General features: G+C 72.8%; 11 protein-coding genes. 8 read left to right on the top strand and 3 right to left on the bottom strand.

The genetic code is table 11. The features are described 5' to 3' along the window. Positions 1-53 precede the first annotated feature (53 nt). From WA788_RS20900 to WA788_RS20890, 3 genes are read left to right on the top strand one after another with little or no spacing between them, the layout of a single operon-like run. Positions 54-899, top strand: a complete 846-nt coding sequence (locus WA788_RS20900; RefSeq protein ID WP_335979610.1) for an SDR family NAD(P)-dependent oxidoreductase — start codon at positions 54-56, stop codon at positions 897-899. After that, on the top strand, positions 896-3,100 hold the full coding sequence (locus WA788_RS20895) for a peptidase C14 (RefSeq protein ID WP_335979530.1): 2,205 nt from the start codon (positions 896-898) through the stop codon (positions 3,098-3,100). The genes WA788_RS20900 and WA788_RS20895 overlap by 4 nt, the downstream gene beginning before the upstream one ends. A gap of 43 nt (positions 3,101-3,143) precedes the next feature. Continuing rightward, a complete protein-coding gene (locus WA788_RS20890; RefSeq protein ID WP_335979529.1) occupies positions 3,144-4,073 on the top strand; it encodes a GNAT family N-acetyltransferase in 930 nt (309 codons plus the stop codon). A gap of 59 nt (positions 4,074-4,132) precedes the next feature. Here WA788_RS20890 and WA788_RS20885 read toward each other — a convergent pair whose 3' ends face one another. Beyond that, positions 4,133-5,077, bottom strand: coding sequence for an NAD-dependent epimerase/dehydratase family protein (locus WA788_RS20885; protein WP_335979528.1), 945 nt, complete (start codon positions 5,075-5,077; stop codon positions 4,133-4,135). A gap of 170 nt (positions 5,078-5,247) precedes the next feature. Between WA788_RS20885 and WA788_RS20880 the strand changes: the two genes are divergently transcribed. From WA788_RS20880 to WA788_RS20860, 5 genes are all read left to right on the top strand, one after another. Next, the gene (locus tag WA788_RS20880) at positions 5,248-5,850 is read left to right on the top strand and encodes a TetR/AcrR family transcriptional regulator (RefSeq protein ID WP_335979526.1); all 603 of its coding nucleotides are present in this window, start codon (positions 5,248-5,250) and stop codon (positions 5,848-5,850) included. Next, positions 5,847-7,019, top strand: a complete 1,173-nt coding sequence (locus WA788_RS20875) for a GDSL-type esterase/lipase family protein (protein ID WP_335979524.1) — start codon at positions 5,847-5,849, stop codon at positions 7,017-7,019. Before WA788_RS20880 ends, WA788_RS20875 begins: the two co-directional genes overlap by 4 nt. A 474-nt stretch (positions 7,020-7,493) precedes the next feature. Continuing rightward, the gene (locus tag WA788_RS20870; protein ID WP_335979521.1) at positions 7,494-8,933 is read left to right on the top strand and encodes a family 2B encapsulin nanocompartment shell protein; all 1,440 of its coding nucleotides are present in this window, start codon (positions 7,494-7,496) and stop codon (positions 8,931-8,933) included. A gap of 65 nt (positions 8,934-8,998) precedes the next feature. Beyond that, complete coding sequence (locus WA788_RS20865; RefSeq protein ID WP_335979608.1) at positions 8,999-10,024, top strand: family 2 encapsulin nanocompartment cargo protein terpene cyclase; 1,026 nt, start codon at positions 8,999-9,001, stop codon at positions 10,022-10,024. Positions 10,025-10,122: 98 nt separating this feature from the next. Beyond that, positions 10,123-10,998: a geranyl diphosphate 2-C-methyltransferase gene (locus WA788_RS20860; RefSeq protein ID WP_335979518.1), complete on the top strand. Its 876-nt coding sequence runs from the start codon at positions 10,123-10,125 to the stop codon at positions 10,996-10,998. Positions 10,999-11,106: 108 nt separating this feature from the next. Here WA788_RS20860 and WA788_RS20855 read toward each other — a convergent pair whose 3' ends face one another. After that, positions 11,107-12,279 (bottom strand): ricin-type beta-trefoil lectin domain protein, encoded by a 1,173-nt coding sequence (locus tag WA788_RS20855; RefSeq protein ID WP_335979516.1) that lies wholly within the window; start codon positions 12,277-12,279, stop codon positions 11,107-11,109. A 93-nt stretch (positions 12,280-12,372) separates the two neighbouring features. Then, a complete protein-coding gene (locus WA788_RS20850) occupies positions 12,373-13,794 on the bottom strand; it encodes a glycoside hydrolase family 76 protein (RefSeq protein WP_335979515.1) in 1,422 nt (473 codons plus the stop codon). Positions 13,795-14,162 lie beyond the last annotated feature (368 nt).

Here is a 14,162-nt window from a genome sequence, read left to right as displayed (position 1 = left end):
GGCCCGACGGCGCTGACGCGGCAGCGGTCGGCACGGCGGCGGGCCGCTTCGACCTGACCGGCCGCACCGCGCTGGTCACCGGCGCGGCCCGCGGCCTGGGCCGGGCGTTCGCGACCGCGCTGGCCGAGGCGGGCGCCGACCTGGTCCTCACCGACCTGCCCGGCGCCGAAGGGCTCGCCGAGACCTCCGCGCTCGTCCGGGACCTGGGGCGCGGCGCGCTCGTCGTCGAGCAGGACCTGTCCGACATCGGGGCGCTGCACGGCTTCGCCGACGAGGTACGCGCCCAGGCCGGCCCGATCCGCATCCTCGTCAACAACGCGGGCACCGCGGCCCTGGAGCGGTTCAACGAGATCACCCCGGACAGCTGGTACCGCGTGATGCGGGTCAACCTCGACGCGGTGTTCTTCCTCACCCAGCGGGTCGCCGAGCACATGGTCGCCGACGGCGTGCCCGGCCGGATCGTCAACATCACCTCCAAGAACGCGCTGGTCGCCGAGGCAGGGCTGGCGCACTACAACGCCTCCAAAGCTGCGGTGGACCTGCTCACGCAGACCCTCGCGGTCGAGCTGGCGCCGCACGGCATCACCGTCAACAGCCTGGCCCCGGGCATGGTGGAGACCCCGATCGACGGCGAGTTCCCGTTCGACCGGGCGGCGTTCGAGGCCGCCTACCGCCACCGCATCCCGCTCGGCCGCTACGCGCGGCCCGAGGAGTGCACCGGCGCGCTGCTGCTGCTCGCCGGGGACGGCGGCGGCTACCTGACCGGCACCCGCATCGTGGTGGACGGCGGGGTGCTGGCCGACCAGATGCCGCGCACCGAGTTCATGCCCCCGTACCGCACGTCACTCGACCCCGGGCCGCAGGGCGGTCCCGGACGGAAGGACGGCACCGCATCATGAACACCACCCGAAGGCACCTGCTGCGCTCCGGCGGGCTCGGCGCGGCGGCCGTCGCGGCCGGGGCGCTGGCCACGGTGCCCGCGCAGGCGGCCGAGCCCGCGGGCAGCACGAAGGACGACCAGGGCGGGGCCCCGGCCGCGGGGCGCCCGGCCGCGACATCGGCGGCCACCGTCGCCGACCTGCTGGCCGCCCCGTCGGCGTCGCTGCGGGCCGGCGCGGTGGCGGTCGTCGCCGGCTACCACGCGCCCGGCGACGGCGGCGGCATGACGCTGCGCTGGGACGCCGCCAGCACCCTCGCGCCCGACGGCGGCCTCGTCCTGCGGCCGGACGACCGCCCCGCGCACGGCCGTTGGCGCCGCGTGCACGACGGGGTGCTGGACTTCCGCGGCTTCGGCCTGTTCGACGCGGGCACCCCGGCCGATGACGCGCTGGACGCCATGGTCGGCGACCCGTCCGTACACCGCGTCGAGGCCCACACCGACCTGCTCTTCCGGCGCCGCCACACCTACCACCGCTCCCGGATCACCCTGGACTTCGGCGGGCACACGGTGCACACCGGCGGCATCGAACGCAACACGCACGACAACCCGTTCGGTGCCGTCCTGTTCTTCCAGGGCACCGTCACCGGCGACACCGTCACCCACGCGCTGCCCGCCGGCGTCATCGAACTCACCGACGCCTTCCCGGTGCCCGACTCCGGCGCCTTCGAGGTCGGCCAGTGGTGGGCGGTGCAGAGCGACGAGGTGGCCGGCGGCGGCAGCGACGAGCGCGAGCTCCAGAAGATGGTCGAGGTCACCGAGATCATCGACGGCACCCACATCCGCGTCGACTACCTCAACGGCTGGCCGCTGGCGGCCGGCCGCACCCTTACCTGGCGCCGGGTGGAACCGGTCGTCGGCGCCCGGGTGGAGCACCTCGTCTTCCTCGGCGCCGGCCAGGACACCGGCGCGGTCGACGACGAGTACACCGGCTCGCACCCCGTCGCCTACGAGTACGCCGTCGACTGCGACGTCTCCCGCATCCAGGCCACCGGCACCTTCTGGCCGGTCATCATGCGCCGCTGGTGCACCCGCTACCGCACCCTCCAGTGCGGCCTGAAGAACCCGCCCACCGTGATGTACGGCGGCGCCGGCTACCTCACCCAGCAGATCTACTGCCTGTACGGCCACGTCGCCGACTGCACCAGCAGCAACGTCCGCCACCTCAACGACCTGACGGCGTCGGCCTACTGCCAGGTCGTCAACTGCCACGGCGACGGCGACGACGAGGGCGGCAACCCCTTCACCACCCACGGGCAGTACGAGCACGACCTGCTCTTCGACGGCAACTCCGGGCTGATGGACATCGCCAACTCCGGTGCCCAGTGGGGCAACTCGGCGAAGCGGATCACCGTACGCAACCACGTCTGCTCCTGGTTCACCGCGAACACCCTGATCACCGACCTGACGCTGGAGAACGTCAAGGTGATCCCCCGGCCCACCTTCGACCCCGACGGCACCCTGGTGATCAACGCCGACGGCGCCCAACTGCGCGGCTGCACCGGTGCGTTCTTCGCCGTCGCCCAGCGCTCGGCCCGCTCCAGCCGGCCGACCACCGTCACCGACTGCGTCTTCGACCTGCCGAAGGCGTCCGTGCTCGTGCAGACCCCGGTCACCGCGCCCGTGCACTTCGTGCGGACCACGTTCACCGGGCTCGACGGCAACGTCCTGCGCGGCAGCGGACCGGTGCACTTCACCGACTGCCGCCTCACCGGCAGCGCGAAGGGCGCGCCGCTGTCGGTCGGCGCGTCCGAGGTCACCGTCGACGGCGGCAGCCTCACCGATACCGGCATCGCGCTCAGCGCCGTACGCGACCAGCGGATCAGCGTCGGCGGCGGCGTACGGCTGGCCGGGACCAACGCGGCCGGCGCGCTGCTGTCCCGTGACACCGGCACCGGGGCCACCGTGGTGTGGGAGCTGGCGGACCTGCGCAGCGAGGCGGCCGACGCGGACACCGCGCACGTACGGGTCACCGACGGCACCAACCGCTACAGCGCGGTCGGCGCCCGGTTCACCGGCGGCCGACTCGCCCTGGCCGCGGCCGCGTTCGGCGGTTCCTCCGCGCTGCTGCACACCGCCTGCACCGAGGACCAGGTGGCCCGCGAGCACCTGCCCGCGGACGGGAAGCGGGTCAGCGCCACCAGCGGCAACCTGATCCTCTGACCGACCGCCCACCCGCACCACCTCCGGAAGGGAGGCCGCCGCCATGTGCTACCGCACCGCGGCTCCGGCCGACGAGGGCGCCCTGCACGCCCTGTGGGCGGCGGTCTTCCCCGACGCGCCCACCGTCACCACGCTCTGGGGCCGCGACCCGGGGCGCCACCGCCGCACATTCGTCGCCGAGACCGGCGACGGGCGGCTCGTCTCCGTCCTGCACTACCTGCCCCGGCCCCTCCGCTCGGCCGCCGGCACACCGCAGCGCGTCGGCTGCGTCGGCAGCGTCGCCACCCACCCCGACGCCCGCGGCCAGGGCCACATCCGCCACCTCCTCGCCGCCGCCGTCGCCGCGATGACCGCCGACGGCTGCGCCTGGTCCCTGCTGTTCACGGGCACCCCGCGCGTCTACGAAGGCGCCGGCTGGCGGTCCTTCGCCGCACCCGGCTGGTCCGGGCCCCTCACCACCGCCGCACCGCACCCCGCCGCCGCGGGTGTCCGCCCCGCCACCCCCGCCGACCTGCCCACCCTGCGCGCCCTGCGCGCCGCCTTCGACGCCACCCGCCCCCTGACCACCGTCCGCACCCCGGCCGACTGGGCCCACCGCGTCCCCGTCTGGTACGCGCCCCCGACGCAGATCCTGCTGACGGACGCGGGCACGGGCTTCGTCGTCCTGCGCCGCCCCGCGGCCGACTCCGTCGAGGTCGCCGAGATCGCGCTCGCCCCGGGCCACGAGGCCGTCGCGGCCCCGGCGCTCCTCTCAGCCGCGGCCATCCACGCCCGCGAGGCCCACCTCACCACCGCCACCGTCCACCTCCCCGCGGACCCCGCGATCCGCGCCGCCCTCCCCCACCTCCTCGCCGCCCCCCGCTTCTCCCCCACCCACTACGGCATGTCCCGCCCCCTCCTCGCCTCCCCCTCCTCCGTCCACGCCACCACCACGTCCCCCACCGCCTTCCACTGGCCCGCCGACTCCTTCTGACCCCGCCCGGGGGGCGCCCGGCACCGCCCACCGGCCGTCGAGGGCCGGCGTGTGCCGGCTCAGTGGCTCGTGGGATTCGCCGCTGTCCAGGCGTCGCGGATCATCGTGGCGAGGTCGGACCGCTCGGCTTTCCAGCCGAGTTCATTCGTGATCCTGGCGATGTCGGCCACCAGGCGCGGGGGCTCGGGTTGGGGAGGGCGGCGGACCACGGGGACGGGGCGGGCCGTGATGCGCTCGACCGTCGCCACGACCTCGCGCATGCTCGCCGGGGTGGCGCCGACGTTGTAGACGCGGTAGGGCACGTCGGTGGTGGACTCCAGCGCCAGCAGGTACGCGCGCGCCACGTCGTCCACGTGCACGAAGTCCCGGACCGCGGTGCCGTCCCCGTTCATCTCCAGGTGCGGGAACCGGCCGGCCGCGACGGCCAGCGCCTTCGGGATGATCCGGGTGTCGTCGGCGTCCCCCACCCCCTGCACGGCCCCGGCGATGTTGAAGCACCGCAGGCTCACCGCCCGCACCGCGCCGGTCTCCGCGCGAGCCCTCAGCACATCCTCCGCGGCCAGTTTCGACGCGCCGTACGGATTGCCCGGGGCGGGTGCGGTGTCCTCACCGATGGGCTGCTGCTCCGGGGCGCCGAGGACCGCGGCCGTGGAGCCCAGGACGACGGTGGGGACGTCCCGGCCGGTACGTGCGGCTCCCACCGCGTTCAACAGGGCGGTCGTGCCGCCGACGTTGACCCGCTGGTAGTCGTGCGGGCGCTCGAAGGACTCGCGGACCCTGGTGAGGGCCGCCAGGTGGCACACGCCGTGCACGCCTCCGAGGGCGGCCGTCACACGGTGCTCGTCGAGAACGTCGGCCCGGAGGACGTCGGTGACCGGCAGTTCCGGTAGCGGGGCGTCGGCGCCGCGGTGGGTCATCGCCACGACGTCATGACCGGCATCGGCGAGCCTCCGCACCACGGCGGTGCCGACGAAACCGTAGGCACCGGTGACCAGTACACGCAACGGATGTTCCTCTCCGCCAAGGACGAGCCCGCGGGGTGCGAGAGGTTCGCCGTCCAGCAGCCCGCGCCCGTCCGCACGGTACACGGTGCCGCTCCTCCCATGGTCAGTAGGCGTTTGCCTAAAAGATGTAGGCAGATGCATGATGGGTGGAGGTTGATGGGAGGAAGCCGATGGTTCGAGCGGGGCTGAGTGCGGAGCGGCTGGCGCGGGCGGGGGCCGAGCTGGCCGACGAGGTCGGGTTCGGGCAGGTGACCGTGTCGGCGCTGGCGCGGCGGTTCGACGTGAAGGTGGCGAGCCTGTACTCGCACGTGCGCAGCTCCCACGACCTGAAGGTCAGGATCGCGCTGCTGGCGCTGGAGGAGATGGCCGACCGGGCGGCCGCGGCGGTCGCGGGCCGGGCCGGGAAGGACGCGCTCGCGGCGTTCGCGGAGGCGTACCGCGACTACGCACGGGAGCACCCGGGCCGCTACGAGGCGGCGCGCCTGCGGCTGGACCCGCAGACGGCGGCACGCAGCGCCGGGGTACGGCACGCGCAGATGACCCGGGCGATCCTGCGCGGGTATGACCTGGCGGAGCCGGACCAGACCCACGCCGTACGGATGCTCGGCGGCGCCTTCCACGGCTACGTGGACCTGGAGCTGAGCGGAGCGTTCAGCCACACCCCGGTCGCCGCCGAGGAGTCATGGGCATGGCTGATCGACTCGCTCGACCTCCTCCTGCGCAACCGCGCGACCCCCACCACCGACCCCTCGACCGACAGGCAGAAACGATGAGCACCGAGCAGCCCCTGACCACCACCCCCGTCACCGCCGAACTCCTGCGCGGCGCCGTGGACATCGAGCCCACCGCGCACGGACTGCTGCCGCACCGGCTGCCCGCCGCCGCCCGCCGGCAGATCCCCGAGAACGACCTGCTGGCCGTCGCGGAGGCCCAACCGTCCGGCGTACGGCTGGTGTTCCGCACCCGGGCGACCGTGATCGAGCTGGACGCGCTGGCCACGAAGCGGGCGTACGTCGGTGCGCCGCTGCCCGCGGACGGCGTGTACGACCTGGTGGTGGACGGGAAGCCCGCCGGCCAGGCCACGGCGCCCGGCGGCCGGGTGCGCACCACGGACATGGCGACCGGGGCCGTGGAGGTGACGGAGGGGCCCGCGGGCACCGCCCGCTTCACCGGCCTGCCCGGACACGCCAAGGACGTGGAGATCTGGCTGCCGCACAACGAAGGCAGCGAGCTGATCGCGCTGCGCACCGACGCTCCGGTGGAGCCGCTCGCCGCCGGCCGCCGCAAGGTGTGGCTGCACCACGGCAGTTCGATCAGCCACGGCTCCAACGCCACCCATCCGACGGGCACCTGGCCCGCGCTGGCCGCCGCCCGCGGCGGCGTCGACCTGGTCAACCTCGGCTTCAGCGGCAGCGCGCTGCTCGACCCGTTCACCGCCCGCGCGATGCGCGACACCCCGGCGGACCTGATCAGCGTCAAGCTCGGCATCAACATCGTCAACGCCGACCTGATGCGGCTGCGCGCGTTCGGCCCGGCGGTCCACGGCTTCCTCGACACCGTCCGCGAGGGGCACCCGACCGCGCCGCTGCTGGTGGTGTCGGCGATCCTGTGCCCGGTGCAGGAGGACACCCCCGGCCCGCTGGCGCCGGACTTCGGCGACGGGGTGATCCGCTTCAAGGCGACCGGCGACCCCGCCGACGTCGCGGCGGGCCGCCTGACGCTGAGCGTCATCCGTTCCGAACTCGCCCGGATCGTCAAGCAGCGCGCAGCGGACGACCCGCACCTGCACTACCTGGACGGCCGCGAGCTCTACGGCGCCGCGGACTACGCCGAACTGCCGCTGCCCGACGAGGTGCACCCCTCCCAGGAAGCGCACCTGCGGATCGGCGACAACTTCGCGCGGCTGGCCTTCGGCCCGGGCGGCGCCTTCGCCGGCGCGTAGCCCGCAACCGCGGAACGTCTCGTACGGTCGGATCGAACACGTTGTAGACACATCGCCCGAACGGGCGGATCATTCAGGCCCCGGGCGCGGCAGCCGCCCGGGGCCTGTTCCGCGTACCCATCCAGGCGCCCACCCGGGCACCCTGCCTGGTACCTACCCGGCGTGCGACGGTCCCCCGCGCGCCGGGGGTGCACTCCCGCACTCCGGCGCGCGTTGCGTGCCAGCGGCACACTCCTGCGCGCACTCCCCCAGGTGCTCCACCTGCGAGGTTTACACCACCGGGGGCGCGAAGGCGCCCCCCTTCCGCTATACCGCCGCACATCCCCGGCTGCTTGGCTGGACCCTGCACGCAACCACCGGCGGACTCCGCCGCCCCGACCGTCGGCGTACGCCAACACCGTTGCCCACCAAGCCCGTTCACCTGTCACCAGGTCCTCTCACGCTGCCTGTCCAGCTCGTCTTACGGGAGAAAACGTGCCCGAACCGGGACACCCCACCGGCGCCACCACCGACGACCCCGCCGCCGACCAGGCGAGCGGCGCACAGCTCACCAGTCTCACCACCCAGGCGGCGCGCCAGCTGGCGACCACCACCAAGTCCGAACCGCAGATGCAGGGGATCAGCTCCCGGTGGCTGATCCGCATGCTGCCGTGGCTGGACATCAAGGGCGGCACCTACCGCGTCAACCGGCGGCTGCAACTGACCGTCGGGCGCGGCCGGGTGGCGTTCGAGCAGAACGGCGCCGACGACATCCGGGTCATCCCCGAAAGCCTCACCGAACTCCCGCCGCTGCGCGGCTACGCCGACACCGGCGTCCTCACCGACCTGGCCGCCCGCTTCCAGCCCCGGGACGTCCGCCCGGGCGAGGTGCTCTTCGAGGCCGGCCAGCCGATCACCGACACGTTCCTGGTCGTGCACGGCCGGCTCACCCGCTACGCCGAGGGCATGTACGGCGAGGAGGGCGTCGTCGGCGTCCTCACCGACGGCGACCAGGTCGGCGACGAGGCGGTCGGCCAGGCCGAACCGCGCTGGAAGACCACCGTGCGGGCCGACACCGCCGGCGTCGTGCTGGTGCTGCCCTGGCAGACCGTCCAGGAACTCTCCGCCCGCGAACCGTCGTTGGCCGCGCACCTGGCGGCGTACGCCGAGCAGCAGCGGCGGCCCACCAACCGCCGCGGCGAGGCGGACATCCCGCTCCAGGCCGGCCACTTCGGCGAACCCGTGCTCAACAGCGGCTTCGTCGACTACGAGCTGCGCCCGCGCGAGTACGAACTCTCGCTCACCCAGACGGTGTTGAAGGTGCACAGCCGGGTCGCCGACCTCTACAACGACCCGATGGACCAGACCCAGCAGCAACTGCGGCTCACCATCGAGGAGATCCGCGAGCGCCAGGAATGGGAGATGGTCAACAACCGCGAGTTCGGGCTGCTGCACAACACCGACTACGGCCAGCGGATCAGCACCCACTCGGGCCCACCGACCCCGGACGACCTCGACGACCTGCTCTCGATGCGCCGCAAGACCAAGCTCTTCCTCGCCCACCCGAAGGCCATCGCCGCCTTCTTCCGGCAGTGCAACAAGCGCGGACTGGTGCCCGGCAGCGCCGATGTCGGCGGCCACCAGGTGCCCGCCTGGCGCGGGGTGCCGATCTTCCCCTGCGGCAAGATCCCGGTCAGCGAACGGCACACCAGCAGCATCATCGCGCTGCGCACCGGCGAGGAGGACCAGGGCGTCGTCGGCCTGCACGCGACCGGCATCCCCGAGGAGTACCAACCCGGCCTGAACGTCCGCTTCATGGGCATCAACGAGGCCGCGGTCATCAGCTACCTCGTCACGGCCTACTACTCGGTGGCGATCCTGGTGCCCGACGCGGTCGGCATCCTGGAGAACGCCCAGCTCGGCCGGGTCGAGTGACCGCGTCCGAGGGCCGGGCGGAGAACCCGGCGACCGCGTCCCCCCAACCGGCCCGCCCGGCCCGCCTGTCGCTGCCCGGACCGCCGAGCTTCCCGCGCCCGGCCGCACGCCGCACCGGGGTCATCCCGGGGCTGAGGTACCAGCCGGCCGTGCCCGCCGACCCGGAGAAGGTCAAGGAGGTCGACCGCCGGCTGGAGGAGTGGGCCCGCGAACTCGACCTCTTCCCCACCGCGTGGACCGGGGACTTCTCCGGCTTCCAGTTCGGCCGGGCCGTGGTGCTCCAGCACCCCCACGCGGCGGACCTGGACCGGCTCACCGTCGCCGGCCAGCTCCTGCTCGCGGAGAACCTCGTGGACGACTGCTACTGCGAGGAAGCGGAGGACCGCGGCGGCTCGCACCGGGGGCTGGGCGGACCGCTGCTGTTCGCCCAGTCGGCGATCGACCCCTACCACGGCACACCGGAGGCCGAAGCGGGCTGGCAGCAGGGCATGCAGGCGGACGGACCGCTGCGCTCGTACTTCTGGGCGATGAAGGGGTACGCCGCCTTCGCCACGCCCAGCCAGACCACCCGCTTCGTCCACGACATGGCCCGCCTGCACATGGGCTACCTCGCCGAAGCCGCCTGGGCCGAGACGAAGTACGTGCCCACCGTCTGGGAGTACCTGGTCATGCGGCAGTTCAACAACTTCCGCCCCTGCCTGTCGATCGTCGACGCGCTGGACGGCTACGAACTGCCCGAACCGCTCTACTCCCGGCCGGAGGTCCAGCGGATCACCGCGCTCGCGTGCAACGCGACCACCCTGGTCAACGACCTCTACTCCTTCACCAAGGAGCTGGAGACCGACCCGGAGCACCTCAACCTGCCCCAGGTGGTGGCCGCCAACGAGGGTTGCGGGCTCAAGTCCGCCTACCTGCGGGGCGTGGAGATCCACAACCAGATCATGGCGTCCTTCGAGGAGGAGGCCGCCGCGCTGGCGGTGACCTCACCGCTGGTCGGCCGCTACGCCAAGGGGCTGTCGGACTGGGTGGCCGGCAACCACGAGTGGCACGCGACCAACACCCACCGATACCACCTGCCGAACTACTGGTAGGCGCACCACCGCACCACCGCCAGACGCGCCACCGGTACACCGCACCACCAGAAACACCGCACCACCAGCACCATGCACCCGTACAGAAGGAGTCAGCGTTGACCACGTCCCACCACGGCACCGCCACCGCACCGGTGCCGGCCCAATCCACGTACCAGACCCGCATCGCGGACTACTGGAACGCTGAGGAGAACCCGGTCAACCTCGAACTCGGCAAGATCGACGACCTCTACCACCACCACTACGGCGTCGGCGACGCCGACCGGTCGGTGCTCGACGAGCCGGACCCGAACCTGCGGCGCGACCGGATCACCGCCGAACTGCACCGCCTGGAGCACGCGCAGGCCGAGCTGCTCGCCTCCCACCTCGGGCCGCTCACCCCCGACGACCGGGTCTTCGACGCCGGTTGCGGGCGCGGCGGCGGCAGCGTGGTGGCCCACCTGCGCTACGGCTGCCACGCCGACGGGGTGACGCTCTCCACCAAGCAGGCGGACTTCGCCAACGCGCAGGCCCGCGCCCGCGGCATCGACGGCAAGGTCCGCTACCACCACCGCAACATGCTCGACACCGGCTTCCAGACCGGCGCCTACGCCGCCTCCTGGAACAACGAGTCGACGATGTACGTGGAGTTGGAGCTGCTCTTCGCCGAGCACGCCCGGCTGCTGCGGCGCGGTGGCCGCTACGTCACGATCACCGGCTGCTACAACGACACGTACGGCCGGGCCTCCCGCGAGGTGTCGCTGATCAACGCGCACTACATCTGCGACATCCACCCGCGCTCGGGGTACTTCCGGGCGATGGCGGCCAACCGGCTGGTCCCGGTGCACGTCGAGGACCTGACGGCGACGGCGATCCCGTACTGGGAGCTGCGCCAGCAGGCCGACCACCTTGTGACGGGCATCGAAGAACCGTTTCTGACGGCGTACAAGAACGGCAGCTTCCAGTACCTGCTGATCGTGGCCGACCGGGTGTAGCGGGCCCGCGCGGACGCCGAGCGGCGCGGTCCGGCCACGGGAGGGTGCCCCGTGGCCTGGCCGCGCCGCCGTCATGCCGCCCCTCGGGGCAGCGAATGTGTCGGCCTGTCAGATGGCGGTCAGCGTCGTCCACTTCTGCGCGTCGGTGCCGTTGCAGTCCCACAGCTGGAGCTGGGTGCCGTCCGCCGTCGAGGAGTTGGGGTCGTCGAGGCAGCGACCGGACACCGGGTTGCGGTAGCCCCCGCCGTAGGGCTCCCAGACCTGGTTGGCGCCGCCGTTGCACTCCCAGAGCTGCACCTTCGTGCCGTCGCCGGTGCCGAGGTCGGCCGCGTCCAGGCACTTGCCGACCGCCCGCAGGGTGCCGTCGGTGCGCAGCTGCCACCACTGGGCGTCGCTGCTGTTGCACGACCACAGCTGGACGGCGGTGCCGTTGGTGGCGCTGTCGCCGTTGTCGTCGAGGCACTTGCCCGCGATGCCGGAGTGCACGGTGCCGCCGTTCGGCACCGGGGGCGTGATCCAGCCGGCGGCGTCCGCGGCCTGGATGCCGGCGTCGAAGGCGTCGGCCATCTTCTGGTAGCCGCCGTCGTTGGGGTGCAGCGCGTCCGACAGGTCGGCGGTGGTCAGGGCGCTCATGTCGACGAATCCCACGTGCTTGCCCGCGTTCTGCTCGGCCTGCACGATGCCGGGCACCGCCGCGTTGAACGCGGGCCGGTTGGGCTCCTCCACCGCGTTGGTCGACACGATCAGCGAGCCGACCAGCACGGTGACGCCGGGCACGTCCGCGGTGATCTGGTCGATCAGGGCGTGCAACCGGTCGGTGGCGGTGGCGACCTGGTAGTTCTGGTTGAGGTCGTTGGTGCCGATCTCCAGGGTGACGACGTCGGGCCGGTAGCGGTCGAGCACACCGTCCGCGATGCCGGCGATCTGGTCGATCCGCCAGCCGGAGTGCCCTTCGTTGTCCGGGTCGCCCATCGTGCCGTTGCGGCCGGTGCCGACGAAGTCCAACGCGTGTCCCTGGCCGGACAGTTCGTCCCACAGCGCGGACCGGTAGCTGTCACCGGTGCTGCTGCCGACGCCCCAGGTGATCGAGTCGCCCAGCGGCATCACCCGCAGGCTCGACGCGGCGGCGGGCGAGACGGCGGACGACACGGCGGACGCGGAGGCGGAGGCGGAGGCGGGGGAAGCCGCCGGGGCGGCTGCCGCGGCCGGCAGCGCGGTGCCCGCACCGGCCCCGACCGCGGCGGCCAGCGCCAGGGCGAGCAGTAAGGGGGATCTTCTCATCGTCGTGCCACGCTCCTTCACGGGTCCACGCGGTCAGGCGTGGACGGGAAGTGGGGGGAAGGGAAGGGGTGGTGCGCGGGACGAACGGCCGGGTCAGCCGGCCGCGTTGAGCAGATCGAGCACGCTCTGCTGGCAGCCGTAGTCGCTGCTGCCGCTGCCGCCGGCCCAGTGCGGGCCGTACTGGTCGAGCGCGTTGCGGTCGTGGGCGTAGGCGGAGTTCGCCCACGCGGTGAGGTCGGCGGCGTAGGGGTGGTCGGACAGCTGGGTGTTGAGCTTGCCCAGCCCCCGCACGTAGGCGCCCTTGAAGCTCGGGCCGTCGCCGGTGCAGCCGTCGCCCTCGCCCGGCTCGCGCAGCACCCCGCCGGAGACGAGCTTGACCGTGGACGCGTCGGCGAGGGTACGGGCGGTGGTCAGCAGGCCCGAGTCACCGGTCGCCTTGTACAGCTCCGTCAACCCGCCGAGCACCACGCCCTGGTTGTACGTCCAGGTGGTCTGCCCGTTGTTGGCGCACGAGTCGTCGAGGCCGTCGTTGATCATGTGGTCGCTGTTGATCATGCCGCTGTTCTGGAACCACGACCACTCGGTGTTCGCCCGGCCCAGGTAGGTGGTGTCGCCCGAGATCCGGTTGTGCAGCGCCGCGTTGAGGTAGAGGTACAGCTCGTTGGTGATGGCGTTCTTGTACTGGCCGCCGGTGTTCCAGCGCACCCCGCCGCCGCAGGTGCTGTTCCAGTTGTCGGCCATGTGGTCGGCGTCGGCCCGCGCGGTGGTCAGGTAGCGGCTGTCGCCGGTCGCGTCGTAGGCGTCCACCCACGCCAGGCCCCACCAACCGGTGTCGTCCAGGTAGCTGTTGGTGAAGTTGCCGTCCTGCGCGTTGATGTTCGCGTTGTACGTCTCGCTGATGGCGTACTTGTAGCTCGGCATGCCGCTGACCCGGGCGTTGTCGATGATCGCGGTCAGCGCGTTGGCGCTGGTCCACCAGCCGTTGCCGCCGAACAGCTTGCTGCCGCGGTCGTAGGACATCATCAGCGCGGTCGCCGCGGCGGTGCCGCGGGACCAGGCGTTCCAGGTGGTGCGGGCCCACGCGGTGCAGGCGATGTCGCTCGTCCCGGCCGGCTCGCCGCAGGCGCGCACCGCGCCGACGCCTTCGTTGTTCCAGTCGTCGACGTTGTACATCAGCGTGCGCCAGCCGCCGTTGCCGGACGGGACGGAGGTGGCGCCGAGCTTGCTGCCGTCGCTCCAGGTGCGGCCGCCGTCCCAGGACCGGTCGAGCCACACCTGGTCGCCGGCGCCGCCGTTGCCGATCGACCCCCACGCCATGGCGTCGTTGTCGTCGAAGTGCAGCACGATCGAGCGGGAGTCGACGGAGGCGGTCACCGGCTGCCGGTCCTGCGTGCTGAGCGCGGGGTCCCGGGCATCGCAGTAGCTGTTGCAGACGGTCGTGGCCGCGCTGACAGCGCTGACCGCGGGCGAGGACTGCTCCGGCGGTGCGGCACCTTGCGCCACGGCGACTGACATCGTTGTCAGAACGGCCGTGAGGACAGCGACGCGCAGTGTTCTCATTGCTCGCATGGGGGGCTCCTGAGCCGTGGTCTGGCGTGCGGGAACACGCGAGTTGGGGGGAAGGGGCTCTGGTCGGAAGCTAGCCAGCGGGTGCGGGCGCGTCAAGGACCCGGGCGGATGGTCGGATCACTCGGGCATCGCGGGCGCGGGTGCCCGTAGCGGCGCCCGGCCGCCCCGCTCCGGGCAGGACGTCGGGCGCTGGTGAGCTGCCTCAGTGTTCACCGGCGGAACTCCCGTACCGGCAGCCTCGGTTCGTCCACCAGTCGTCGGAGGTCTGCGGAGCCTGGTCCGGGGGCGGTCGGCAGGCGCGGTCGGGGACGCGG

This window comes from Streptomyces sp. CA2R106 (assembly GCF_037034245.1).
Taxonomy (GTDB): domain Bacteria; phylum Actinomycetota; class Actinomycetes; order Streptomycetales; family Streptomycetaceae; genus Actinacidiphila.
Note: the sequence above shows the minus strand (reverse complement) of the source record. Positions and strands in the feature narration are given on the sequence as shown.